The sequence below is a fragment of the Vibrio cincinnatiensis DSM 19608 genome, assembly GCF_900167345.1.
Classification (GTDB): domain Bacteria; phylum Pseudomonadota; class Gammaproteobacteria; order Enterobacterales; family Vibrionaceae; genus Vibrio; species Vibrio cincinnatiensis.
The window spans coordinates 1-26,078 of the sequence record NZ_FUXB01000015.1; the positions used below are offsets into that span (position 1 = coordinate 1).

27 protein-coding genes are annotated in these 26,078 nt (G+C 46.1%); 13 read left to right on the plus strand and 14 right to left on the minus strand.

Going from position 1 to position 26,078, the window contains the following annotated elements:
* The 3 genes from B5D54_RS13525 to frdD all read left to right on the plus strand — a co-directional run.
* The coding region (locus B5D54_RS13525) for a 4Fe-4S dicluster domain-containing protein (RefSeq protein WP_139364788.1) at positions 1–373 on the plus strand (373 nt) is incomplete at its 5' end.
* A gap of 2 nt (positions 374–375) precedes the next feature.
* Complete coding sequence (frdC, locus tag B5D54_RS13530) at positions 376–759, plus strand: fumarate reductase subunit FrdC (protein WP_078927091.1); 384 nt, start codon at positions 376–378, stop codon at positions 757–759.
* A 10-nt stretch (positions 760–769) separates the two neighbouring features.
* Entirely contained in the window at positions 770–1,132 is a 363-nt protein-coding gene (frdD, locus tag B5D54_RS13535; RefSeq protein ID WP_078927092.1) for a fumarate reductase subunit FrdD, read from the plus strand.
* Positions 1,133–1,235: 103 nt separating this feature from the next.
* On the opposite strand, the gene efp is transcribed toward frdD, so the two are convergent.
* Entirely contained in the window at positions 1,236–1,802 is a 567-nt protein-coding gene (efp, locus tag B5D54_RS13540; RefSeq protein WP_078927093.1) for an elongation factor P, read from the minus strand.
* A 32-nt stretch (positions 1,803–1,834) separates the two neighbouring features.
* On the opposite strand from efp, the gene epmB reads away from it, so the two are divergent.
* A complete protein-coding gene (gene epmB, locus B5D54_RS13545) occupies positions 1,835–2,857 on the plus strand; it encodes an EF-P beta-lysylation protein EpmB (protein WP_078927094.1) in 1,023 nt (340 codons plus the stop codon).
* Between the two features lie 123 nt (positions 2,858–2,980).
* A complete protein-coding gene (locus B5D54_RS13550; RefSeq protein ID WP_078927095.1) occupies positions 2,981–3,454 on the plus strand; it encodes an MgtC/SapB family protein in 474 nt (157 codons plus the stop codon).
* A 17-nt stretch (positions 3,455–3,471) separates the two neighbouring features.
* Here B5D54_RS13550 and B5D54_RS13555 read toward each other — a convergent pair whose 3' ends face one another.
* From B5D54_RS13555 to B5D54_RS13565, 3 genes are all read right to left on the minus strand, one after another.
* A complete protein-coding gene (locus tag B5D54_RS13555) occupies positions 3,472–4,947 on the minus strand; it encodes an ATP-binding cassette domain-containing protein (RefSeq protein WP_078927096.1) in 1,476 nt (491 codons plus the stop codon).
* 127 nt (positions 4,948–5,074) lie between these two features.
* Positions 5,075–6,712 carry a chaperonin GroEL gene (gene groL, locus B5D54_RS13560; RefSeq protein WP_078927097.1) on the minus strand — a complete coding sequence of 546 codons (1,638 nt, stop codon included), beginning with the start codon at positions 6,710–6,712 and terminating at the stop codon, positions 5,075–5,077.
* 51 nt (positions 6,713–6,763) lie between these two features.
* On the minus strand, positions 6,764–7,054 hold the full coding sequence (locus tag B5D54_RS13565) for a co-chaperone GroES (RefSeq protein WP_078927098.1): 291 nt from the start codon (positions 7,052–7,054) through the stop codon (positions 6,764–6,766).
* Between the two features lie 243 nt (positions 7,055–7,297).
* On the opposite strand from B5D54_RS13565, the gene B5D54_RS13570 reads away from it, so the two are divergent.
* Both B5D54_RS13570 and B5D54_RS13575 read left to right on the plus strand, forming a co-directional pair.
* Complete coding sequence (locus B5D54_RS13570) at positions 7,298–7,930, plus strand: helix-turn-helix transcriptional regulator (RefSeq protein WP_078927099.1); 633 nt, start codon at positions 7,298–7,300, stop codon at positions 7,928–7,930.
* Positions 7,931–8,065: 135 nt separating this feature from the next.
* Positions 8,066–8,404 carry a DUF3135 domain-containing protein gene (locus B5D54_RS13575; protein ID WP_078927100.1) on the plus strand — a complete coding sequence of 113 codons (339 nt, stop codon included), beginning with the start codon at positions 8,066–8,068 and terminating at the stop codon, positions 8,402–8,404.
* Here B5D54_RS13575 and B5D54_RS13580 read toward each other — a convergent pair.
* Positions 8,401–8,832, minus strand: a complete 432-nt coding sequence (locus B5D54_RS13580) for a DUF805 domain-containing protein (RefSeq protein WP_078927101.1) — start codon at positions 8,830–8,832, stop codon at positions 8,401–8,403. The genes B5D54_RS13575 and B5D54_RS13580 overlap by 4 nt on opposite strands.
* A 44-nt stretch (positions 8,833–8,876) precedes the next feature.
* The gene (locus B5D54_RS13585) at positions 8,877–9,224 is read right to left on the minus strand and encodes a 5-carboxymethyl-2-hydroxymuconate Delta-isomerase (protein ID WP_078927102.1); all 348 of its coding nucleotides are present in this window, start codon (positions 9,222–9,224) and stop codon (positions 8,877–8,879) included.
* Between the two features lie 220 nt (positions 9,225–9,444).
* Between B5D54_RS13585 and tpiA the strand changes: the two genes are divergently transcribed.
* Positions 9,445–10,218, plus strand: a complete 774-nt coding sequence (tpiA, locus tag B5D54_RS13590; RefSeq protein ID WP_078927180.1) for a triose-phosphate isomerase — start codon at positions 9,445–9,447, stop codon at positions 10,216–10,218.
* 170 nt (positions 10,219–10,388) lie between these two features.
* Positions 10,389–11,729, plus strand: a complete 1,341-nt coding sequence (locus B5D54_RS13595) for an MATE family efflux transporter (RefSeq protein WP_078927103.1) — start codon at positions 10,389–10,391, stop codon at positions 11,727–11,729.
* 80 nt (positions 11,730–11,809) lie between these two features.
* Here B5D54_RS13595 and rraA read toward each other — a convergent pair whose 3' ends face one another.
* The 7 genes from rraA to priA all read right to left on the minus strand — a co-directional run bounded on the left by rraA (position 11,810) and on the right by priA (position 19,736).
* Positions 11,810–12,325 (minus strand): ribonuclease E activity regulator RraA, encoded by a 516-nt coding sequence (gene rraA / locus B5D54_RS13600; protein ID WP_078927104.1) that lies wholly within the window; start codon positions 12,323–12,325, stop codon positions 11,810–11,812.
* 75 nt (positions 12,326–12,400) lie between these two features.
* Entirely contained in the window at positions 12,401–13,318 is a 918-nt protein-coding gene (locus B5D54_RS13605) for a 1,4-dihydroxy-2-naphthoate polyprenyltransferase (RefSeq protein ID WP_078927105.1), read from the minus strand.
* An 89-nt stretch (positions 13,319–13,407) separates the two neighbouring features.
* Complete coding sequence (gene hslU, locus B5D54_RS13610) at positions 13,408–14,739, minus strand: ATP-dependent protease ATPase subunit HslU (protein WP_078927106.1); 1,332 nt, start codon at positions 14,737–14,739, stop codon at positions 13,408–13,410.
* A 38-nt stretch (positions 14,740–14,777) separates the two neighbouring features.
* Positions 14,778–15,332, minus strand: a complete 555-nt coding sequence (gene hslV / locus B5D54_RS13615; protein ID WP_078927107.1) for an ATP-dependent protease subunit HslV — start codon at positions 15,330–15,332, stop codon at positions 14,778–14,780.
* 238 nt (positions 15,333–15,570) lie between these two features.
* The gene (locus tag B5D54_RS13620) at positions 15,571–16,113 is read right to left on the minus strand and encodes an SPOR domain-containing protein (protein ID WP_078927108.1); all 543 of its coding nucleotides are present in this window, start codon (positions 16,111–16,113) and stop codon (positions 15,571–15,573) included.
* A 125-nt stretch (positions 16,114–16,238) separates the two neighbouring features.
* A complete protein-coding gene (gene cytR / locus B5D54_RS13625; RefSeq protein WP_078927109.1) occupies positions 16,239–17,246 on the minus strand; it encodes a DNA-binding transcriptional regulator CytR in 1,008 nt (335 codons plus the stop codon).
* A 288-nt stretch (positions 17,247–17,534) separates the two neighbouring features.
* On the minus strand, positions 17,535–19,736 hold the full coding sequence (gene priA / locus B5D54_RS13630; protein ID WP_078927110.1) for a primosomal protein N': 2,202 nt from the start codon (positions 19,734–19,736) through the stop codon (positions 17,535–17,537).
* A 243-nt stretch (positions 19,737–19,979) separates the two neighbouring features.
* Here priA and rpmE point away from each other — a divergent pair, with 243 nt between their 5' ends.
* Together rpmE and B5D54_RS13640 are read left to right on the plus strand one after the other, a co-directional pair.
* Positions 19,980–20,198: a 50S ribosomal protein L31 gene (gene rpmE, locus B5D54_RS13635; protein WP_078927111.1), complete on the plus strand. Its 219-nt coding sequence runs from the start codon at positions 19,980–19,982 to the stop codon at positions 20,196–20,198.
* Between the two features lie 254 nt (positions 20,199–20,452).
* Positions 20,453–21,730: a malic enzyme-like NAD(P)-binding protein gene (locus B5D54_RS13640; protein WP_078927112.1), complete on the plus strand. Its 1,278-nt coding sequence runs from the start codon at positions 20,453–20,455 to the stop codon at positions 21,728–21,730.
* Positions 21,731–21,792: 62 nt separating this feature from the next.
* Here the strand turns inward: B5D54_RS13640 and metJ are convergent, their stop codons facing one another.
* Positions 21,793–22,110: a met regulon transcriptional regulator MetJ gene (metJ, locus tag B5D54_RS13645; protein WP_078927113.1), complete on the minus strand. Its 318-nt coding sequence runs from the start codon at positions 22,108–22,110 to the stop codon at positions 21,793–21,795.
* Positions 22,111–22,357: 247 nt separating this feature from the next.
* Here metJ and B5D54_RS13650 point away from each other — a divergent pair, with 247 nt between their 5' ends.
* Together B5D54_RS13650 and B5D54_RS13655 are read left to right on the plus strand one after the other, a co-directional pair.
* Positions 22,358–23,524, plus strand: a complete 1,167-nt coding sequence (locus B5D54_RS13650) for an O-succinylhomoserine (thiol)-lyase (protein ID WP_078927114.1) — start codon at positions 22,358–22,360, stop codon at positions 23,522–23,524.
* Positions 23,518–25,929, plus strand: coding sequence for a bifunctional aspartate kinase/homoserine dehydrogenase II (locus B5D54_RS13655; RefSeq protein WP_115173954.1), 2,412 nt, complete (start codon positions 23,518–23,520; stop codon positions 25,927–25,929). The genes B5D54_RS13650 and B5D54_RS13655 overlap by 7 nt, the downstream gene beginning before the upstream one ends.
* Positions 25,930–26,078 lie beyond the last annotated feature (149 nt).

Below are 26,078 nucleotides of genomic sequence, written 5' to 3' on the forward strand. Positions count from 1 at the left end.
AGACGGGACCAACCTGCAAACCCCAGAGCAGATGGCTCGCTATAAGCAATTTGCTGGCTGTATTAACTGTGGTTTGTGCTATGCCGCGTGTCCTCAGTTTGGCTTAAATCCTGAGTTCATCGGCCCAGCAGCATTAACACTGGCGCACCGTTACAACCTTGATAGCCGTGATAACGGTAAAGCGGAACGTATGGCGCTGATCAATGGTGAAAATGGCGCTTGGGGCTGTACCTTTGTGGGTTACTGCTCAGAAGTGTGTCCAAAACACGTTGACCCCGCCGCTGCGGTTAACCAAGGCAAAGTGGAGTCGTCAATGGACTTTGTGATTGCCATGTTAAAACCTGACGGTTCACCTAAGAAAGTGGAGGCATAAGGATGACTAACCGTAAACCGTATGTACGTGAAATGAAACGTACTTGGTGGAAAGATCACCCGTTCTACCGTTTCTACATGGTGCGTGAAGCGACCGTACTTCCGCTCATTCTCTTTACCTTATTTTTAACCGTAGGCTTGGGCGCTCTGGTCAAAGGGCCAGAAGCTTGGAATGGCTGGCTGGCCTTTATGGCCAACCCACTGGTTGTGGCTATCAATATTGTGGCGCTAGCAGGGAGCCTGTTCCATGCTCAAACCTTCTTCAATATGTTGCCACAAGTGGTGCCGATTCGAATCAAAGGTAAATTGCTGGATAAAAGAATCATCGTTTTGACTCAGTGGGTGGCCGTGGCCGTGATTTCACTGATCGTTCTCATCGTGGTGTAAGGAGCTTATTGTGATTAATACCCATCCAAAACGTTCAGATGAACCTGTATGGTGGAGCCTATTTGGGGCGGGCGGCACTTGGTTTGCTATGATTACCCCGGTCACCATTCTTGTGCTTGGCATTCTTGTTCCTCTGGGGATTATTGATGCAGAAGCCATGAGCTACGAGCGAGTGGCTGAATTTGCCACCAGTATTATTGGTGCACTGTTTATCATTGCGACCCTTTCATTACCGATGTGGCATGCGATGCACCGTTTGCACCATGGCATGCATGACCTAAAATTCCATACTGGGCTTGCGGGTAAAATTGCGTGCTATGCATTTGCAGCATTAATTTCTATCTTATCCGTGGTGTTTATCTTCCTGATTTAACCCAAGTGTTAATGGATAGAAACGAAAAGAGCCAGCGTATGCTGGCTCTTTTTATTATGTCTTCAATCTATCAAGCCCCTATGAGTTATAGAGGCTGATTAGATTATTTTACGCGGCTAACGTATTCACTGCTACGAGTGTCGACTTTGATGACTTCACCAACCGCAATAAAGAGCGGAACACGAACCACAGCACCGGTTGATAATGTCGCGGGTTTACCGCCTGTTCCTTGCGTATCCCCTTTCAAGCCAGGATCGGTTTCCGTCACTTCCAATTCAACGAAGTTTGGTGGTGTTACCGAAATTGGGTTACCATTCCACAGGGTCAATGTACAGGTTGTATTTTCAACCAACCACTTAGCATTATCACCAACCGCTTTAAGGTCTGCTGCAATTTGCTCAAAGGTTTCGTTGTTCATAAAGTGATAGAATTCACCATCGTTGTACAGATAATCAAGATCGATATCGATAACATCTGCAACTTCTACGCTATCACCTGACTTAAAGGTTTTCTCGAGTACTTTGCCAGAAAGTAGTTTACGGATTCGTACTCGGTTGAACGCTTGACCTTTACCTGGTTTAACAAACTCGTTTTCGAGAATGACACAAGGCTCGTTATCAAGCATAATTTTGAGACCGCCTTTAAATTCATTCGTGCTAACAGTAGCCATTATTTCCTCTTACATTCTTCGAGTTAAATTCAATGCCGCACATAATAACCCGAAAAGTCCAATCTGTTGAGCAAAACTGGCTACAACAGCTAGCAAATGGGATATCGGATCCGGGTCAATTACTCACACAGCTTGACATTGATCCCACCCCTTGGCAAGCCGGCTTCCAAGCTCGTGACTTGTTTGCCCAGCGGGTGCCGCTCAGTTTTGTTGAGCGCATGGAGAAGGGCAACCCACACGATCCCCTACTGCGCCAAGTGTTACCGCTCAGTGCCGAGTTTGAGGTGCATGAAGGCTATTCAACCGATCCCTTAGCAGAACAAAAAAATCCGATTCCAGGTTTATTACATAAATACCGTAACCGTTGCTTACTGATCGTCAAAGGCGGTTGTGCGATTAACTGCCGCTACTGTTTTCGTCGCCATTTCCCTTACCAAGAAAACAAAGGTAATAAACATGCCTGGCAGCAAAGCTTAGATTATATTGCTCAGCACTCCGAGTTGAATGAAGTGATCCTCTCTGGCGGCGATCCTTTAATGGCGAAAGATCACGAACTTACTTGGCTGCTCGAACGTATTGCCACCATTCCACATATTAAACGGCTTCGTATTCACTCTCGCTTACCCGTCGTCATTCCTGCACGCATTACCGATGAGTTAGTTGCGCTATTTGCCAACACCACTTTACAAGTGTTATTGGTCACTCACATCAACCATGCTAATGAAATTAACCTTGAACTCAAACAGCAACTGGCTCGATTACGCGCCGTTAATGTCACACTACTCAATCAAGGTGTACTCCTTAAAGGAGTGAACGATTCTATTGAAGCTCAGGTTGCCTTGAGTGAAGCACTGTTTGATGCCGGCATTCTGCCTTACTACTTACACGTACTGGATAAAGTGCAAGGCGCGGCTCATTTCTACGTCAGCGATGAACAAGCAAGATCCATCATGTCAGGCGTTATAGAGCAAGTCTCCGGTTATCTGGTGCCGAAACTGACCCGTGAAATCGGTGGTCGCCCCAGTAAAACACCGTTGGACTTACACCTAGAGTAACGCCCTGTTTTGACCTATCGTCACGCTAAAAATTTTTTATCTTCCCTTATGGGTATTCGCCATTTACATCGTCAATGGCTAAGGCATACTGCTCGCTTCCCTAGTCATTTTCCGGAGAAGAACGTGGTGAGCTTAGATGTATTATTAGACCTTGGCCCTTTTCGTTGGCCAGCCCTCTTTTGCTGTGCGCTGAATGGGTTACTGGTTGGTGTGGAACGGCAAACCCGAGGAAAACCCGTCGGCATTCGAACGTCTATCTTAATCATTTCCGGTACTTACTGTTTTATGGCGATGGCGGTTTCTCTTTCGCCCAATACACTGGATCAAGCTCGCGTACTAGGACAAATCATTACCGGTGTCGGTTTTTTAGGTGCTGGGGTAATGATGACTCAAGATGGAAAAATTCATGGTGTTACCTCTGCGGCGGTGATCTGGGTACTGGCGGCACTAGGATTAATGATTGGCCTAGGTTATTGGAGACAATCGGTCGTCATCACCTTGCTAGCATTAAGTGTGCTCTATGGGGTAGATAAAGTCGAAAATACCTTTCAAAGCCTGCGTCGAGGCGTTCATCAGAGGTTACGTCGTCGTCACTAAGTACGAAGAGCGCGTCTTCATTGACGCGACTCACACGCCCCTGCTGGCGATGCTTGGTGTATCTGGACCTGATAACCGCGTTCATCCGGTCCGACAAAATCAACAAAGTGATGAATGGCCTCTAACGAATCTTCATCATAGTGAGTCACATACAACAACTGACTCAATTGGTTAGAAGCTATTCGATTGAGAGCATGGAAGATCAACTTACGATTAAGATAGTCAAGCCCTTGATAAGGCTCATCAAGAATCAATAATGCAGGCTGTTTGATCAAAGCTCGTCCAATCAGTAATAATCTCTGCTGACCATAATCCAGTTGACGGAAACCGACCTTTTCAAACTCACTCATCTCCAGAATACTCAACCACTCACGCGCCAACAAAATTTCTTTTTTACTGGGTTGTTGATAAAGACCAATTGAGTCATAAAAACCCGACACCAGCACTTCCAGTGCGCTACAGTTAACCCGATATTGGAGATGCAAAGCCGATGAAACGACGCCAATATGCCGTTTTACATCCCAAATGCTTTCTCCGCTGCCCCGTTTCATGCCAAGTACCGTGATATCGTTACTGTAACATTGTGGATGATCCCCCAAGATCAACCCCAATAAAGTACTTTTACCACACCCATTCGGTCCACGAATCTGCCAATGTTGCCCCTGCTCAATCTGCCAACTCACCCCATGAAAAATAGGCGCATCCACATACTCTACAGAAACCTCGTTCATCACCACCAGAGGATTAGGGTATGGATGAGGCGTTTGATGGGCATGAAGTAAGGCTAGCATCGCCTCACTTTTCTCCTGTGACAATGCTTTCATTTGTGCCATCACCGGATGGGTTAACCAAGCATCACGCGTCAGTGTCTGCGTCAGTTTTTGCTCATCAAACAGAGCAACATGGGTAATGAAGGGGGGCAGTTCTTCTTCACGAGAGGTGACGATCAACAGTGACAAAGATTGAGCAAGTTCATTCAGTAACTGGGTAAGTAATCTTCGATGTGCAGCATCCAAACCTGAATAGGGTTCGTCCAAGATCAGCAACTGCGGTTTGCATGCTATGGCCCGTGCTAGCATCACACGACGAGTTTCTCCGGTTGATAATTGACGAAAGCCCCGTCGACGAATCGCCAACAAGTCTGTTTTAGCCAGTAATTCATCAAGAACATCACTCTCACATCCCGCATTCATCACTAACTCTTCTACGGTTGAACCATAATCCATCTGATCCATAAAATCCGTTTCATCGTTCTCTAACTCAAAATCCAGCAAGCGCTGTTGCTCATGAAGAGAAACACAAGCAACCCCCTCCGGAAGCTCCGTTATTTCTCCCTGTTGTGGGGGGATCTCCCCACTGAGTATCTTAACGAGTAAAGAGGCCGCATGACTGTGAGTGGAAAAAATACCCCAATGCTGCCCTGCCGCCAAAGTCCACTGGTCAATACTCAAATCCACCGAGACGGTATGATGTTTAAGTTTTTGAATATGCATGCTATTCCTTCCTTAGATACGTCAATTTAGTGTGCAAAACTTAAGCCCACTTAGCTAGCCATTTTTTTGCCATAAAAAAACCGGAGTAAAAACTCCGGTTTTTTAAGAGGTAGAGGCTAAGCCCGCATCACATCATGCCGCCCATGCCACCCATTCCGCCCATATCAGGCATCGCTGGCGCATCTTTCTTTGGTAGGTCAGTGACCATCGCTTCTGTGGTGATCATCAAGCCAGCAATCGATGCCGCAAATTGTAGCGCGCTACGAGTCACTTTGGTTGGATCCAAAATACCCATATCGATCATGTCGCCGTATTCACCCGTAGCCGCGTTATAACCGTAGTTACCTTCACCCGCTTTTACATTGTTAGCCACGACAGAATCTTCATCACCGGCGTTTTTCGCAATTTGACGAATCGGAGCTTCCATCGCACGCAATGCAACACGAATACCGACGTTTTGCTCTTCGTTATCGCCCGTTAGCTCAGTCAGTTTGGAGGCTGCGCGGATTAATGCTACACCACCACCCGCAACGACACCTTCTTCAACCGCAGCACGCGTTGCATGCAATGCATCTTCTACGCGATCTTTTTTCTCTTTCATTTCAACTTCAGTCGCGGCGCCCACTTTGATAACAGCCACACCGCCAGCCAATTTCGCCACGCGCTCTTGCAGTTTTTCTTTATCGTAGTCAGACGTTGCTTCTTCGATTTGTTGACGAATTTGCGTCACACGACCTTTAATCGCCTCTTCTTCACCGGCACCATCGATAATGGTGGTATTTTCTTTGGTGATCGTGACACGTTTCGCTTGACCAAGATCTTCCAGAGCGGCTTTTTCTAGCTCCAGACCGATCTCTTCAGAGATAACCGTACCACCAGTTAAGACAGCGATATCTTGTAGCATGGCTTTACGGCGGTCACCAAAACCGGGAGCTTTCACTGCCGCAACTTTTACGATACCACGCATGTTGTTGACAACCAGTGTCGCTAAAGCTTCACCTTCCACATCTTCAGCAACGATCAGCAATGGACGAGAGGCTTTGGCCACGCCTTCTAGTACAGGCAGCAGTTCACGGATGTTAGAAACTTTTTTGTCCACCAATAGGATGAATGGGTTTTCTAGATCCACACTTCCAGCTTCTTGGTTGTTAATGAAGTAAGGAGATAAGTAACCACGGTCGAACTGCATACCTTCAACGACATCGAGCTCATCTTGTAACGCTTGACCTTCTTCAACCGTAATAACACCATCACGGCCTACTTTTTCCATCGCTTCAGCAATGATGTTACCCACACTTAAATCTGAGTTTGCTGAGATAGTACCGACCTGAGCAATCGCTTTGGTATCTGCACAGGGAACCGACAGCGCTTTTAGCTCTTCCACAGCGGCTAATACGGCTTTATCAATACCGCGTTTTAGGTCCATTGGGTTCATGCCCGCCGCTACCGCTTTTAGGCCTTCATTGACAATAGATTGCGCCAAAACCGTTGCGGTTGTCGTACCGTCACCCGCAGCATCGTTCGCTTGCGAAGCCACTTCTTTAACCATTTGTGCGCCCATGTTCTGGAATTTATCTTCCAGTTCAATTTCACGAGCCACAGAAACCCCATCTTTGGTGATCACAGGAGCACCAAAAGATTTATCTAATACGACGTTACGACCTTTAGGGCCCAATGTCACTTTTACTGCATCCGCTAGAACGTTAACCCCTTCTAGCATTTTTACTCGAGCGTCATTACCAAATTTTACGTCTTTAGCAGCCATTATGTATTTCCTCTAGAATGCGTTTTTTATCGATTAGTTTGCTGTGAGCAATTACTCAACGATTGCCAAAATGTCATTTTCAGACAAGATTAAAACTTCTTTACCGTCGATTTTTTCGGTCTTAGTACCATAACCTTCGGCAAAAATGACCGTATCACCGATTTTTACATCTAAGGGCAGCACGGTGCCATTTTCCAGAATACGACCTTTGCCTACGGCAAGTACGGTACCGCGAGTGGATTTCTCAGCCGCTGAACCAGTGAGAACAATGCCACCAGCAGATTTTGATTCAACTTCTTGGCGTTCAACGATAACTCGATCATGTAATGGACGAATATTCATCGGTCCTCTCTCCTGAATTGATTTCCGTTTGGTTAATAAAACGCTGATTGACCAGCTTGTGAGTGATATGTGGGGGAGACAATCCCATAACCCAAGGGGGAAACGCAAAAAAAACGTGATCTAATTAACAAATTTATTGGGAAGTTATCTTGAGAAGAGCGAGACGACTCCGTAACAAGATTGTAAATTCTTTGCTTTATTAAACGGTTTAACCATAATAGTCACAGCATTAAGAGGAAGATCATGAAGACCATCGAGCGAATATTACACACCATCAAGCGTGAAGGCGCGGTTACCGCTAAGCAGCTCGCCAACGATTTGGGAATAACCACGATGGGCGCTCGTCAGCATTTGCAAAGCTTAGAACAAGACGGCATTCTCGATTTTTATGATGTGAAGGTAAAAGTCGGACGCCCGACTCGCCACTGGTCACTCACCCAGAAGGGCCATAACCAATTTGCCGATCGCCATGGAGAACTAACCATTCAGGTCATTGAAGCGGTTGAACATCTTTTTGGCCAAGAAGGGTTAGCCCAAGTTACCGCTGAGCGTGAAATACAAACACTCTCTTATTATCGTTCAGCCTTACACGCCTGCCATTCATTAACCAGTAAATTACAAACCTTAGTGAAATTGCGAGAGCAAGAAGGTTATATGGCCGAGTTAGAACATACTGAATCCGGGTTTATGCTGTTTGAAAACCATTGCCCTATCTGTAAAGCAGCAAAACGCTGCCCAGCGTTGTGCCTGTCAGAGCTCAATATTTTCCAACAGCTACTGGGAGAGGACTGTGTGATTGAACGAAGCGAACACATTATCTCGGGGCAACATCGCTGCGCCTATCGAATTACACCACATCCGTTGACCACAAAGTAAATTTCCCCACACAGTTCGACCTTTTCTTATTATTAAGAATATCGATACTCCTTCCAGTTTAAGTCGCCGACCTCACCTATACTCAGATCAATGGTTTCCAGTTTCTACCACGTTATTGATTGCAAGGAGAGAAGGATGACTCCCCCTGACACCTCACAAGCACTTCCCTCATTTGATGAGCTGGTATCGCTTGCACAACAAGACCAACAGGCCTTTGTTCAATTGAAGCAGAGCTTGTGTAACGCCCTCATTGATGCTTCATCTTCCACGATGCAGGATAGGCTTCGAGCACAACAAAGCCATATTGATCGAGTACTCAGTCAATGTAAAAATCCCACCCATGCCAATGTCACATTGATGCGAGAACTCAGATTACAGATGGTTCGATTTCGTGACGTCTTAGAAGGTGAAATGGACGAGAGGCCGAATGCAGATATCATCCCTTTTCGCCCCCGAAGCACGCATTGGCGTTAACGCGACACGGGATTTTTACCAAATCGATTATCCCCTTGTGTCCCCGCAAGAAAGCCACACTCAACTAAAATCCAACTTCCACAGCTAAGCGCAGCTAAAGCAAGAAAGCTATCAAACCAACTGGGTGAAGTCGCAAGGCTTGCCTCTCCCACAGGAACGCTCATTCTGCCTAAAATAAGAGGAAGGTTGAGCAATAGCCACCAACTCGATTTGTCTCTGTCATGCCAACGTTTGGCCGTGACAGCGAGATCAGGTAGCAAGATCATCAACATAACCAAAGGTAATAACGAAGGAGCCCAGTGGGGAAACCAACGGTTTGCCGTTAAAATAAAGATGGCAATAAAGAGGTAGTAGCACCCATTCCAAATCCAAAAAGTTTGGCGACCAATTCGCCCATGAAAAGAAAAAAGGAGTTGCTGTAATGGCATTACGTTTCCTACCTACGATTGATGAAATACAGTGCTTCTATAATCTAATGAGTGATTTTTTGAAAACTCGCTCTGTCCATGTCACGAATATTCACGGTTAAAGAATAGACTTGACTGGCTTGCTCTGAAAGAACGTTAATGAGTTGCTGCGCTAACCGTTGTTTTTGCGACTCCGTTCGCCCATCCAGTAATTCGACATTAAGATGGATAAAATCCGCACTGTTTCCCAGCTCGCCAATGAGCCAATGATGGCAACGTAGCGTGCGAGATTTGACCGAAGATGCTTCAAACAACCCGCTTTGAAGCGCAATTTGATGTATATCTTCCAATAAACCTTGAATATTCACTCGCTCTTCCACCGAGTTCGAATACTCCAATACAAGATTAGGCATCACTGACTCCTTGTTTATTCACCAGCCTTCACTATACCCAAGTGAGACAAAAAGTCAGCGCCTTACACGATGATTCTGTCTAACGAATCACGGCTCAAGCTACGCAATAGAGAAAATAGGATCCTAGAAAGTCATGACCATAGTCATGATCTACGCGATTTTATCTGTTATATTCTTCGCCAGTCGATTTTTTTTATCAATTGAAATTGGAGATATTCCTATGCGTCGTCCTGTAGTGATGGGTAACTGGAAACTAAATGGCAGCAAAGCAATGGTGACTGAGCTGCTCACGGGTCTTAATGCAGAATTAGAAGGTGTGACTGGCGTTGATGTGGCCGTTGCCCCACCAGCACTTTACCTAGATCTTGCTGAGCGCCTAATTAAAGAAGGCGGTAACAAGATGATTCTTGGTGCACAAAACACTGACCTAAACAACAGTGGTGCATTCACAGGTGATATGTCTCCAGCAATGCTGAAAGATTTCGGCGCTTCTCACATCATCATCGGCCACTCTGAGCGTCGTGATTACCACAATGAATCCGATGAGTTCGTTGCGAAAAAATTTGCATTCCTAAAAGAGAATGGCCTAACCCCGGTTTTCTGTATTGGTGAAACCGAAGCGCAAAACGAAGCGGGTGAAACCGAAGCGGTATGTGCTCGCCAAATCAATGCAGTCATCGACGCATGTGGTGTTGAAGCATTCAATGGCGCGATCATCGCTTATGAACCCATCTGGGCAATCGGTACAGGTAAAGCCGCAACCGCAGACGATGCACAACGCATTCACGCCTCTATCCGTGCGCTTATCGCAGCCAAAGATGCCGCAGTCGCAGAGCAAGTGATCATCCAATACGGTGGCAGCGTAAAACCTGAAAATGCGGAAGCGTATTTCTCACAACCAGACATCGATGGTGCCTTGGTTGGTGGTGCATCTCTGGATGCGAAAAGCTTTGCCGCTATCGCTAAAGCAGCAGCAAAAATGAAAAATGCATAAACCGCTTTAGGTTATGGTGAATAAGGCCAGCATTGCTGGCCTTATTATTTCCCCACATCCACCTTCCCAAAGTGCCTCTGGCGTAGAAAGTATGAAAGAGGGTTTCGCCCTAGTCCCCTTTCATAAGATCAAGTATCCTTATCCCTTCATTCTTTACCTTGTTGTCCGCTATGCATGATAAACACGGCTTATTATCCGCTCCTATCCCTCAAGTATTACGTCAGATGACGCTTCCTATGACGGTTGGCATGGTCGCGGTGCTCATGTTTAACCTCGTGGATACTTTTTTTATCTCCCTACTTGGCACTCAATCTTTAGCCGCGATCAGCTATACCTTCCCTGTGACATTCGGCTTGAACTGCATCACCATGGGAATAGGCGTTGGTTTATCAACTTGTATCGGACGAGCCTTAGGCCGAGGAGAGACTCAACAAGCCGCTCGCTTAAGTAGCCACGGGCTCTTGTTAGCCGTGAGCTTAGTGATGTTGGCTGCTATGCTTGGGGTAATCACCATCGATATACTTTTTCCGTTACTCGGCGCACAAACGGAACTTATCCCACTCATCAAGCAATACATGCAAATTTGGTATTTTACGATTCCGTTATTGGTTATCCCCATGGCAGGCAGCAGCGCAATTCGAGCCACAGGAGATACCAAAACTCCAGCTAAAATTATGTTACTCGCCGGAATCATCAATGGGGGGTTAGATCCCTTGCTTATCTTTGGCTATGGGCCAATACCTGCGTTGGGTATTCAGGGAGCAGCTATCGCTAGTGCCTGTTCATGGTTTGGAGCTCTAGTTTGCTCGTTGTATATTTTAGTTAAGCGAGAAAAACTATTAGCTGTCCCCCAATTTGCTCTCATCTACCAAGATTGGTTACAAATCTTACGTATTGCAACTCCCGCCGCATTTTCCAGCGCCATGACCCCCATCAGCGGTGCACTCTTGATGATCATTCTTTCTCAACATGGAACAACCGCAGTTGCAGCCTTTGGAGCGGCTCAGCGTATTGAGTCGATACTACTATTAGTATTGATGTCTCTCACTTCTGCCTTAACTCCATTTATGGCACAAAACTTGGGCGCCAAACAACCTAAACGCAGCTTTGCTGGTTTATTTCTTGGCATGCGTTTTTCCATTCTGTTTCAAATGATGATCTTTATTATGATGGTGCCGCTCAGCATTCCACTGGCAGCGTTATTCTCTCAAGAACAGGCCGTACGTGATTTGCTCTGGCACTATTTGTTAGTCGTGCCAATCAGTTATGGCTTCCAAGGTATTGTCATGATGCTGGTTTCGGCGTTGAATGCCCTGCACTTACCGATTAAAGCCTTTCAGTGGAGTTTTATGCGTCTCTTTATTTTTACTTTGCCCTCCGCTTGGCTTGGCTCACATTGGTATGGCGTCGAGGGGCTGTTTATTGGGATAGCATTAGGGAATGTTTGTGGTGGAACATTGGGCTATCTTTATGCGCTGTGGCTGCGACGACGATATATCATCACACAATAAAAAAAACCAAGCCGAAAAAAACCAAGCCGATGCAGAACATCGGCTTGGTTTCAGTAAACACGCGATTTATGTGGGAAGTATTACAGTTCTTCTAACTCAACATCCACCTCTAAGTCCACATTAAGGGGCTCAGGTGAAAGAATAATGCCCGTGTTGTCTGCATACAGATAATCTTCCGGTAAGAAAGTGACACCAGCAAAGTTTACCGCCACATCCACTTCACCAATACCAAGAGAGATTGCGCCAACAGGTATCGAGGCCAGAGCCTGAATGCCAATGCTCATCTCTTCAAGTTCATCCACTTCACGGACGCTGCCGTAAACGACAATGCCTTCCCATTCGTTTTCTTCAGCTATCGCCGCAAGTTCTGCATCGATTAATGCACGGCGTAAAGAGCCACCACCATCAATCAGTAAAATACGTCCGACACCGTCTTGCTCCAATACTTCGCGGATTAAGCCGTTGTCTTCAAAACATTTAATGGTAGTCACTTGTCCAGCGAAGGATGCGCAGCCTCCAAAATTGCTAAACATGGGTTCTACCACATCAACTTGATCGAGATAGATATCGCATAGCGCAGAGGTGTTGTATTCCATAGCTTTACTCTCTTAACGAACCGTTATCCCACGAGTATATAGTGTCAGTAAGTCAATGCAATGATAGAACGCAAATTAACTGGTGAGAGTTTGAGCTATCACCACTCCAACAAATAAAAGGTTGGTGATCAGAGAACATTTCACCACAACCGGAAGCATCGGAGCTATCTGCGCAGGTTTATTGGTTGCCCATACCGCACGGCCATGTTGCAGAACAACAATGACACTCAACAGGAAGGGTAGACTTATCCAAAGCGGCTTATCTTGCATCAGTAAATAACTGGCAAACGAAAGCACCGCCCCCGACAGCAGTAAGAAATGGTACGTTTTAGCACGTTGTTGCCCCAAACGAACTGGAATCGTACGTTTGCCACATTCCGCATCATTTTCAATGTCGCGCATATTATTAACATTGAGTACGGCTACGGCCAATAAACCACAGCCAAGTGATGGCAAAAAGAGGCTCCACTCAATGTGGCCAGTATGCAGAAAATAACTGCCAGAAACCCCAAGTAAACCAAAAAAGAGGAATACGGAGAGGTCACCCAACCCAACGTAACCATACGGTTTATTACCGACGGTGTAAGCCACAGCCGCCAGCATGGCTAAAATCCCTAAGCCAATAAAAGCAAGAATACTGTGCAAGCTCTCTAGCGAATAAAATACCAACGCCAGACCAGCAAAAATCGTCAACACGATATTGATGACCATCGCCTGTTTCATATCCACCAAAGAGACCGCGCCCGACTGAATCGCCCGCATCGGCCCCAGACGTTTTTCGTTATCGGTCCCTTTTACCGCATCGCCATAATCATTGGCTAAATTCGACAGAATTTGCAGTAACGTCGCCGTTAATAACGCCAACAAAGTCACTGGCACAGAAAAATGCCCAGATGAAAATGCTAAGGCAGTACCAGTAAAAATAGAAACCAGCGCGAGAGGAAGCGTTTTTGGCCTTGCAGCATCCACCCAAATACGTAAAGAATTATTCATAACGATAATATATGACCGAACATGGAGGCCCAGTATACGCGTAAATGAGGCAGATAAAAAAGCCCACCAGATCAAGGTGGGCTAAGAAATTACAAGATAAAGCGGCTTAAATCTTCGTCTTCAACCAATTCACTTAAACGACTGCGAACATAAGCGGCGTCAATCGTGAACTCACTTCCCGACTTTTCTGTTGCATCATAAGAGATGTCATCCATCAAGCGTTCCATCACCGTATGCAAACGACGGGCTCCGATATTCTCCGTACTTTCATTTACTTGCCACGCAGCATCGGCAATTTGTTTAATGCCATCTTCAGTAAAAGCAATTTGCACATTTTCTGTTTTCATCAAGGCGATATATTGCTCAGTCAAAGACGCTTTGGGTTCAGTCAAAATACGTTTGAAATCATTGCTAGAGAGCGCCTCTAACTCAACTCGAATGGGAAGACGCCCTTGTAATTCAGGGATCAGGTCTGAGGGTTTAGCTACTTGGAAAGCCCCAGAAGCAATGAATAAAATGTGATCGGTTTTGACCATACCATGCTTAGTCGAAACGGTGCTGCCTTCAATCAACGGCAGAAGATCACGCTGCACCCCTTCACGAGAAACATCAGGGCCAGAACTTTCACCGCGCTTACAAATTTTGTCGATTTCATCAATAAAGACGATACCATTGTTTTCCACGTTGTAGATGGCCTGATCTTTTAACTCTTCCTGATTGACCAATTTCGCCGCTTCTTCTTCCACTAACGCTTTCAACGCATCTTTAATTTTCAACTTGCGTTTTTTCTTAGTATCACCCGCGAGGTTTTGGAATAAACCTTGTAGCTGGTTGGTCATCTCTTCCATACCGGGAGGAGCCATGATCTCAACCCCCATTTGTGGTACCGCGACATTGATTTCAATCTCTTTATCATCTAGCTTGCCTTCACGCAGTTTTTTTCGAAAAACTTGGCGAGTAGTAGAAGACTCATCACTCTGCTCTGATTGTCCCCAAGCATCACGAGCAGGTGGTAGCAACGCATCGAGCACTCGCTCTTCTGCCAGCTCTTCCGCTCGGAATTTCACTTTTTCCATGGCTTGTTGATGAGTCAGTTTTACGGCAACATCGGTTAAATCACGGATGATGGTTTCCACTTCCTTACCCACATACCCCACTTCGGTAAATTTGGTCGCTTCCACTTTAATAAAAGGGGCATTCGCCAATTTCGCCAGACGGCGAGCAATCTCCGTTTTACCAACCCCAGTTGGGCCAATCATCAAAATATTCTTAGGGGTCACTTCAACACGTAAACTTTCATCAAGCTGCATACGTCGCCAACGGTTACGCAGAGCAATGGCTACCGCACGTTTGGCTTTATCTTGACCGATAATATGACGGTTTAATTCGTGAACAATCTCACGAGGAGTCATTTCTGACATGATCGATTCCTTAACATTCGCTTTCGGTAGGCACCGAATTATTGGTTTTCCTGAGCGATCAACGCTTGAGGAATTTCTAGCTCTTCAATGGTGTGTTGATGGTTGGTAAATACGCAGATATCCCCGGCAATATTGAGTGCCTTTTCAGCAATCGCTCTTGCATCTAGCTCGGTATTTTCTAATAAAGCAATAGCCGCAGCCTGAGCAAAGTTACCGCCTGAGCCAATAGCAATCAAATCGTGTTCTGGCTGAACCACATCACCATTACCAGTAATAATCAACGATGCAGTTTCATCCGCAACGGCCAAAATCGCCTCTAAGCGGCGCAAAGCACGATCACTTCGCCAATCTTTCGCCAGTTCTACCGCAGCTTTGGTCAAATGGCCTTGGTGCATTTGTAATTTGCTTTCAAAGCGTTCAAATAAAGTAAAAGCATCCGCAGTGCCACCAGCGAATCCCGCGAGAACTTTATTGTTGTATAACCGACGGACTTTACGCGCATTGCCTTTCATGACGGTATTGCCCAATGAGACTTGCCCATCTCCGGCAATGACCACTTTATTATTACGACGTACAGATACGATGGTAGTCACGTGAGGACCTCTTTATGCTTTTCACTAGGATGTTAGAGAGTATATGAGGATAAGAAGAAAACATTTCAAGGGAAAAACCTTGTTTCTCATGATGAGATCGAGCCCTTAACGCTGATTGGCAAGCATATGACGGCCGAATCTCAGTGAGATTTAAATAGCCGCAAAGCGCTATTCGACTCTAGGGTGGATAAAAAAGAAGGCATCACCCTAGGGTTTTGCCTTCTCATACTGATTGATTTTATTGCTGTTCTTTCCAAATGGCGCAAGGCTCAATTTTAGCGCGCTGCAATTTATGTCGATCACGTTCTGCCTCACGCTTAAACGTATAAGGCCCTAAAACGACTCGATACCAGCTACTGTCTTCTTTCTTACGAATTTTGCTATTCAAGCCTTGAAAAGCGATATCCAACTTACGTGCTTCTGCCTGTTGCAGCGTCTTATAAGCTCCACACTGCATAATGTATGGAATCTCTGAAACCTCTTGCTCTTTGGCGATCACCTCAATCTCACGATTCGGTAACGACTCAACATAATCCCATTTCTCTGTAGGTGGCGGAGGGATTCTTTCGGTCGGTGTTACCTTCGGTTTGCTTGTCGACACCGCAGTGCTTTTCGGTGCGGCAGGCTCTGGTGCCAAGCTCAACCGATACAAACCGTAGATAAACCCACTCAATAGAATGAGTGCCAGCAACCCACTACGCCAAGGTTTACGGCGGGGAGGAGCTTTTCTGGTCGGCTTTTTTGGGCTACGACCACGCCTTACATAATCTTTATTCGCCACAGACAAATTCAAAGGTTGACAACTTTGCCCACATGGTAATGTAGTTTGCGTGCAGATAACAGCATCAAAATGTCAGCAAAAACGTAAATGTTTGTACAACATTGCAGTAAACCTTAAACCTCTTACTATAAGATTCTTGGTGGTGCCGCACTTTCTCTCACAACTAAATGCGTTTCCAACAAGCGAGAACCTGCTCTCACATCATGCCCACGCAGTAGTTCTAACATCATTAACATGGCTTGACGGCCAATCTCATAACGAGGCTGTGAAATGGTGGTTAGCGGTGGATCGCAATATTGGGCAAACTGAATGTCATCAAATCCCACTACCGATAAATCTTGTGGAACACGTAACCCCAATCGTTTGGCTTCTTGCATGGCACCAATGGCCATTGCATCGTTATGACAGAAAATTGCGGTCGGCGGCTCAGATAAAGCCAATAGCTGACGAACGGCTTTAGCACCAGAATCAAAGGTAAAATCCCCCACCACATGGTAACTAGGATTTTTTGTCAAACCAGCTCGACGTAACGCCTGCTGATATCCTTGCTGACGAAATTCACACAAAACAGCCCCTTCTGGACCACTGATCTGAGCGATACGTTTATGGCCCATTTGAGTTAAATAGTTAACCGCTTCAAACGCAGAGGTCAGGTTATCAATATGCACCGTCGGCAATTCAAGTTCAGGAGCATACTCACATGCCATCACCATGGGGGGCAGATTTTTTTGTTCTGATTTACTGACATCAAAAGGTAAGTCAGCCCCCAGCAATAACATCCCGTCCGCTTGTTTGGTGAACACCAAATTGACAAAGGAACTTTCTCTTTTTCGCTGTTGGCCACTATCTCCCAATAATACGAGGTAACCATGTTCCATCGCGGCATCTTCAATGCCACGGATGATCTCGGTATAATACGGATCGCAAATATCAGGAACAATTGCCACAATGGTTTTGGATTCATTACGTCGCAAATTACGCGCTAAAGAATTAGGGGAATAGCCAGCTTCCAAAACCGCCTCTTCCACTCGTTTACGAGTTGATGTGGAGACTTTTTCTGGGTTCATCAACGCTCGAGATACCGTAGCGGTAGAGACACCAGCAAGCTGGGCAACATCCTTCATTGTCGCCATGTTCAGTTTATCCTCTCTATGTTCTTCATCCTTTGGCCAGCCTTTCGATATTCATTCGTCGCAAGCGTGTAAAATGGCGTTCAGTAACAATAATGATGCTCCGCCATCTCACAAGCTCAGTTTCACAAGGATTCACGAAAACGATTCACTGACACTATCATGCTGATAGTGTATTGTTTTCTGTAGAGAAAGTTACGGCTTAATTAACAAATTTTGCATTACAAGTGTGATACCAGTCACGTTCAAAGAGTTTTCAATTTATCCCAAGATAAGTGATACCGGCTAGCCTCAACTTAAATCCTGAGGTTCAATATCCATACTCCAACGAACTTTACTGGCTAAAGGTAATAACTGAATAGCGGATTTTGAACTGGTCAACAAAGCTTGCATCATGCTGCGGGTTGGCGTTTGTAAGAGCAACTGCCAACGGTATTTCCCCGCTCGCTTCGCCAATGGTGCAGGCGTGGGCCCCAACACGGCCGCACCTTGCGCAAACAGTGGATGGACTTGCAATGTTTCTCGAACTTGCCTTAGAAAAGTTTCAACCATAGCGGATTGGTTCGCTTCTGCACGAAATAGCGTTAAATAGGTGTAAGGGGGAAGCTGAGCCATTTGCCGCTCAGCTAAGGCGGTATGCGCAAAATCGTCATACCCTTTATGCAGCAAAGCTTGCAGCAAGCGATGCTCTGGATGATGCGTTTGTAACACGACTTCCCCTGGTTTGCTGGCGCGCCCTGCACGCCCCGCAACTTGAATAAATAGCTGAGCTAAACGTTCAGCAGCACGAAAATCACTGCTGTAGAGTGAACCATCGACATCCAGTAGAGCGACTAAAGTAACGTTAGGGAAATGATGGCCTTTCGCCAGCATCTGCGTCCCAATCAATATTTGATACTGATTATCACGAATAGCCGTTAAAGCTGACTCTAAACTGCCTTTACGACGCGTGCTGTCTCGGTCAATACGAATGGTTCGATAGTCAGGAAAAACTTGGGCCAGCTGTTGTTCAAGCTGCTCAGTACCTACCCCAACGGTAACAAGGTGAGTGGAACCACAATGCTGACATTGCTGAATAGCCGCTCTTTGCGAACCACAGTGGTGGCAACGAATTTCGTTACTGTATTGATGATAAGTATAGTAAGCGTCGCAACGCTGACAATCCGCAATCCAGCCGCACTCATGACACATGAGTGCGGGGGAAAATCCTCGCCGATTCAAAAACAGCAGGACTTGATTCCCTTGCGATAAGTGACGACGCATTTCAGCAATCAAAGGCGCAGATAAGCCACTTTCTAGATACTCACCTTTAATGTCCAACACTCGGTTTTTCGTCGGCAGTGCCACTCCCGCCCGCTGGGTTAATTGCAGGTGGTGGTATTTACCAATCAACGCATTATGTAATGTTTCCAAGGCCGGAGTAGCGCTCCCTAAAACAATCGCCACTTGCTCAAGGTTTGCCCGCATCACTGCCACATCTCGCGCATGATAGCGCAAGCTATCTTGCTGTTTATAAGAGGTGTCATGCTCTTCATCAACGATGATAATGCCAAGATCCGAAAAAGGCGTCAGCAAGGCAGAGCGCGTACCAATGATGATTCCCGCCGCTTTATCTCGCGCCGACAACCATGCATTAAGACGCTCGGTTTCATTCAGTCCAGAATGAATGACCACAACCGGAACGGTAAAACGCTGACGAAAGCGCTGGATAGTTTGCGGAGTTAGCCCGATTTCGGGAACAAGCACCAACGCTTGTTTACCCTGCTCCAACACAGGCTTAATCAAATTAAGGTAAACTTCCGTTTTGCCCGCTCCCGTTACCCCTTGTAAAAGGTAACAAGCAAACCCCACTTGACTATTGACCGTGGCAATCGCAATCGCCTGTTCTTGATTTAACTGTGGTTTCTCAACGTTCGCTTCAATGTGTTCAGGCCAAGGCTCACATTGTGGTGCTTGCTCTTTAACGTCAATCCACTGCTTGTCCCGCAGAGCATTGAGCGTGTTACTGCTCACCCCTTCATCTAACAACATGTGATGAGAGAGTGGGCCCGCTTGCAGTAAATTCATCACTTGCGCTTGCTTAAACGCACGACCAAACCCTAGCATAAATTGGTTTCGCCCCAGTTCAGTTAAGCGCCACTCTTTGCTAACCGCAAATTCGGCCACTTTCCCTTTGCGCAAAGCGCTCGGCAACGAATTCGCTAACGTTTCGCCAAGCGGGTATTGGTAAAACTGACTGCACCACTGAAGTAGTGCGTACAGCTTATCTGGCCAAAGTGGTTGAACATCCAATACCGATTGAATCGACTTGAGTTGTGTCAGCGGGAAATCGGACTCAGACACCAACGCAGTGACAATTCCCACTAAGGTTTGAGGGCCAAAAGGCACTAACACTCGCCCTCCAACCAATGGAAAGAGGTGGGAAGGGATCAAATAGTCGAATTGCTTATCAAGAGGTACAGGTAAAGCAACACGAGCAATGGTTGGGCGCATAACTATCCGTCAGCTGTCAAAAAGGAGCAGAAAAGACAGTCTACTGGATGACGCAAAGAAATTCGACTAACAAAAGTGGTGAAAATAGCGCCGAAACCTGTTGATCCTACAGCGAGGATTCATTACTATATCGCGCCTTAAAGATGCTTGGTATCTTCTGGCATCTGAACAGTATCATTAACATTACGTGTGGTGTCCGGCAAAGATTCGGATAGCGACACGGCCTACATTTGAGGTTATCCCATGAAAGCTGGTATCCACCCAGAATACAAAGAAGTTAGCGCAACTTGCTCTTGCGGCAACGCTTTCACTTTCCAATCTACTCTTGGCAAAGAAAGCATCTACCTTGACGTTTGTGACAAATGCCACCCATTCTACACTGGTAAACAACGTATCGTTGATACTGGTGGCCGCGTTGATCGCTTCAACAAACGTTTTGGCGCACTATCAAGCAAAAAGTAATCGCTACTTCGAGCAAAGATTACCCAAGGACGCTACGGCGTCCTTTTTGTTCTTATTCTCTACCTTTTTCCTCTTTCACTCCCTCATTCACTACATATCAGTCTATCTAGCCAAACAATCACTGGTTAAAGCTGGTCTTATCAGATGAAATCAAGCAGCCTTTGTTCATTTTGACAACAATCCTGCCTAGGCAGTCTGGCTAACATCCTTTAGAATGAAGCGTTCGTTAACAAAACAATAAGAGAACTGCCCCTATGTCTGAAGACCATCATCAAGACCTTTCTCCGGAAGAAGCGTTCCGTCAGCGTGCCCTTGATTATCACACGTACCCCACACCAGGAAAAATTGCGATAGCATTGACTAAGCCTGCGGATTCAGCGGCCGATCTTGCGCTAGCTTACAGCCCAGGCGTTGCTGAACCCGTACGTGAAATAGCGCAAAATGCTGACAACGTCTACAAATACACCGGAAAAGGCAATATGGTTGCCGTTATCTCAAATGGAACCGCCATCCTTGGTTTAGGTAACCTTGGCCCAATGGCTTCTAAACCGGTTATGGAAGGAAAAGCACTCCTGTTTAAGCGTTTTGCTAATCTAGATTCGATTGATATAGAAGTAAAACACCGCACGATTGATGAGTTTGTCGATACCGTTGCCAATATCGCTGATTCTTTTGGCGGTATTAACTTAGAAGATATTAAAGCACCAGACTGCTTTGAAATTGAACGCCGCCTGATCGAACGTTGTGACGTGCCTGTTTTTCATGATGACCAGCACGGCACGGCAATTGTCACCGCAGCGGGAATGCTCAACGCGATTGAGTTGCAAGGTAAAGCGCTCAAAGATTGTATCATTGTCTGCTTAGGGGCTGGCGCAGCAGCCGTCGCCTGTATGGAACTCTTGATAAAATGCGGCGCCATGCGCGAAAAAATTTATATGTTGGATCGCAAAGGGGTCATTCATACCCGTCGAGATGATCTCAATGAATATAAAGCGTTATTTGCCAACAACACCGATAAGCGTACGCTTGAAGATGTCATTGCGGGTGCCGATTTATTCCTTGGTGTCTCAGGTCCAAACTTATTGCCACCTGAAGCATTAAAATTAATGGCAGACAAACCGGTTATTTTTGCTTGCTCTAACCCCGATCCAGAAATTAAACCAGAATTAGCGCATCAGATTCGTGATGATTTGATCATGGGGACAGGTCGTAGTGATTATCCAAACCAAGTGAATAATGTACTCTGCTTCCCATTTATTTTCCGGGGAGCACTGGATGTGCGAGCCAGCGAAATTAATGATGAGATGAAGCTGGCTGCGGTCGAAGCCATTCGCCAATTAGCGAAAGAACCCGTACCAGAAGCGGTACTGCAAGCGGCGGGGGTAGAAAAACTCAGCTTTAGCGCGGAATACATCATTCCTAAACCGATGGATCCACGCTTATTGTCTCGCGTTGCAAGAGCGGTAGCCCAAGCAGCGGTCGATTCTGGGGTTGCACGTATCGATATGCCAGAAAACTACATGCAAGGCTAAACCTCAACAGGGTTATCTGACCATAATAAAAAACCTAGCGATGCTAGGTTTTTTATTGGTACTTATTCGTCATAGGCTTCGAATTCAATTCCCATCGCCGTCATTAATGCTTTTGCTTCGGTAGGAATATCGTCTGGGCGATCTTTGCGTAAGTCTTCATCGGTTGGTAAAGGTTGACCTGTGTAGGCATGCAAAAAGGCTTCACACAATAACTCACTATTGGTTGCATGGCGTAAGTTATTGATTTGACGACGAGTACGTTCATCTGTTAGTACTTTTAATACCTTTAGCGGAATTGATACCGTGATTTTTTTTACCTGCTCACTTTTTTTCCCATGCTCCGCATATGGGCTAATATATTCGCCATTCCAGTCTGCCATTACGCACCTTCGTTGTTTGAATTCGAGTCTAAATAATCAAAGACCCTAATTTTAGCGGGATTTACTGCCATAAGCAAAGACATATAGACATCTAGAAGTATTGACGTCTCGTTTTTTGATGCGTAAAGTATAAAACTCATCGTTAAGATAAGAAGATAACGTTATTCATAACCACAACTATGAGATAAGTTGCGTGAATTAACGTATTCACTCCCGTATCGGACGTTCATCAGGAAAGGAAACAGTTATGACCATTCGCAAGTCAGCCACCATTGCGGTTCGAACCGGTATTGAATCAGACACTCAATACCACGCCGTTGTTCCCCCTATTTATTTATCAACCAACTATGGCTTTCCTGCATTTGGTGAAGTACCCACTTATGACTATACACGCTCAGGTAACCCAAACCGAGGACTACTTGAACAAGCCTTATCTGAATTAGAATGCGGTGAAGATGCCATCGTAACCAACTGCGGCACATCGGCGATTAACCTGTGGATCTCCACCTTTCTTACCCCTCAAGAGTGGATTATCGCACCGCATGATTGTTATGGTGGCACCTATCGGCTGCTCAACTCTCGAGCAAAAAAAGGCGATTTCAAAGTATTATTCATCGACCAATCCGATCCGCAAGCTTTGACTGATGCATTAGCGCTCAACCCTAAGCTGCTGCTCATCGAAACGCCGTCCAACCCATTAGTTCGGGTGGTTGACATTGCTCACATTTGTCAGCAAACCAAATCAGTGGGTACCTTAGTCGCGGTCGACAATACCTTCCTCACGCCGATTTACCAAAGACCCCTCACTTTAGGGGCAGATTTCGTGATTCACTCCACCACCAAATACCTCAATGGTCATTCAGATGTCATCGGTGGGGTTATTATCAGTAAAACAAGCCAACACGCGCAAGAACTCGCTTGGTGGGGCAACTGCCTCGGCTCCACCGGTACCCCGTTTGATAGTTACATGACACTGCGTGGGTTACGCACTTTGGCAGCAAGAATGCGGGTGCATGAAGAGAGTGCTCAACATATTCTGGCTTATTTACAAAGCCAACCTTTAGTCGCCACCATCTATCATCCCAGTTTAACCTCTCATCCAGGTCATGCTATCGCCAAAAAACAACAAACAGGCTTTGGTTCAATGCTCAGTTTTGATTTTGCAGGCTCATTTGATCAACTCAAAGCTTTCGTCGGTCATCTTGCTCTTTTCTCATTAGCCGAATCACTGGGTGGAGTGGAGAGCTTAGTCTGTCATCCCGCCTCCATGACTCATCGAGCCATGGGTGAAGAAGCATTAGCGAAAGCAGGCGTTTCAGAACAATTATTACGTTTATCGGTTGGCTTAGAAGATGTGGCAGATTTAATTGCGGATCTGGATCAAGCCTTTAAGCAAGTACAGGAGAGCTGTTAATGGAGAGACAACTGCATAAATTTGGAGGAAGTAGCCTCGCCGATGCCGCTTGCTACCAAAGAGTCATCAGTATTCTTAAAACGTATTCACAAGCCGAAGATCTGATTGTTGTCTCAGCCGCAGGAAAAACCACCAACCGATTGATCGCCTTTTTAGAACATCTAGAAACCGATGGCCGCATCGCTCATGAATTATTGCAGTCGTTACGTCAATACCAGAGCAAGCTGATTGAAGACCTACTACCTGAAGATCTGGCAATAACCTTATTGGAAAAACTCCACCATGAGTGTTCAGCACTGGGCGAATTACCCCCCCCTCTTTCTAGTTCAGCACGAGCCGCTGTTCTTGGTCATGGTGAAGTGTGGTCCGCACGCTTATTAGCCGCATTATTAAATCAGCATCAGCTTCCCGCTGTTGCCCAAGATGCCCGCGCTTTTCTACGTGCAGAAAGCGGCCCACAGCCCGAAGTCGACCGATCTCGATCCTACCCATTACTTAAAGAAGTGCTCGCGCAACATGCACAGCACCGCATCGTGATCACCGGATTCATGGCACAAAATACGCAGGGCGACACCGTATTACTCGGACGAAATGGCTCCGACTACTCTGCCACGGTCATCGGCGCTTTAGCGAACGTTTCCCGCGTAACGATTTGGAGTGATGTGGCGGGAGTCTATAGTGCCGACCCCCGAATTGTTGAAAATGCCTGCCTACTGCCACTACTACGCTTAGATGAAGCCAATGAACTGGCACGCCTCGCTGCTCCTGTTTTACATAGTCGAACCTTGCAGCCTGTGGCACAAAGTGCGATGGACTTATACTTACGCTGCAGCTATCAGCCGGAATCGGGATCAACCCATATTGAACGTATTTTGGCTTCGGGACGAGGGGCAAAAATAATTACGTCATTAGATGATGTATTACTGATTGAATTGCAATTACCCTCAGGACAAGGCTTCCAACGCCTCCAACAAGATATTCAAGCGCGGCTACAACGCGCTCAGCTTGAACCTCTGGCTTTTGACATTCAGGCTGACCAACACCAATTGCGCCTTGCCTATACCCGAGAAATGGCCAGTGAAGTCTTTACCTATTTACAAGACTCCGCTTTAGCAACCGAAAGCCGGCTCAAAGAAGGGTATAGCTTGTTGGCTGCGGTCGGAGCCGGTGTTACCCGTAATGCCCAGCACAGCTTTGGTTTTTATCAACAGCTAAAAAATGCGCCCGTCGAGTTTATCAGTGCGGCAGAATCGGAACTCAGCTTGGTCGCCATACTACGCAGTACCCCATTGAATCAACGCGTGATTGAACTACATACCCAACTGTTCCAAGCACAAAAACGCGTGGCGATAGCTTTATGTGGTAAAGGCAATATTGGTTCAAGCTGGTTAACACTGTTTGCAGAACAAAAAATCGAGCTGGAAAAGCGCTACGGTATGAATTTTGAGCTCGTTGCAGTTATTGACAGTCAAACCTATTGGTTTAATGAACAAGGGATAGATGCCAGCAAAGTCCATGATTATTATCAAGATGAAGCCCAACCTAATGATGGACAAACGTGGTTAACACAATTAGGCCACTTATCTGGCTATGATGAAGTCATCGTGCTGGATGTAACCGCCAGTGAAGAGCTTGCTTATCGATATTTAGAGATTGCTCAACAAGGGCTGCACCTGATCTCAGCCAATAAAGTCGCGGGTTCAGCCAATAGCGAATACTACCAACAAGTCAAAGATGCCTTTAGCAAAATTGGTCGTCATTGGCTTTATAATGCAACCGTCGGGGCGGGTTTGCCGATCAATCATACCGTGCGAGATCTACGCGAAAGTGGGGATGAAATCACCGCACTTTCGGGGATTTTCTCAGGCACTCTCTCTTGGTTATTTCAACAATATGACGGATCGGTTCCTTTTCATGAATTAGTCGATCTAGCTTGGCAACAAGGGCTAACGGAGCCCGATCCTCGTCATGATCTCGATGGTTCGGATGTGATGCGTAAATTGGTGATTTTAGCGAGGGAATCCGGGCTGGACATTGAACCTCAGCACATCAAAGTAGAATCTCTGGTTCCAGAGAATCTACAACCACTATCACTGGATGATTTTTTAGATCAAAGCCAGCAGCTCAATCAAAACCTAGCCGAACGTCTCGCTCGTGCGCAGCGAGAAGAGAAAGTACTGCGTTATGTGGCAAGGCTAGAGAAAAATGGCAAAGCCACGGTTGGAGTCGAAGCTTTAGAACGCGAACATCCTTTAGCCAACCTGCTGCCTTGTGACAACATTTTTGCGATTGAAAGTAAGTGGTATCGAGATAATCCACTGGTGATTCGAGGCCCAGGAGCCGGACGAGAAGTCACCGCAGGGGCCATTCAATCTGATATCAACTTGCTGGCAAGCTTGCTCTAGCACCTTTTACAGTCCGATAACCTTTAAGCTCACGAATCATAGTGAGCTTTTTTCTTTTTTAAACACAGAGACAAACTCGTCACTCCACGCTAAGTTAGACTCATTATGCCTTCATGAATGATCGAATTACGGATTCACTCCGCTTGAAA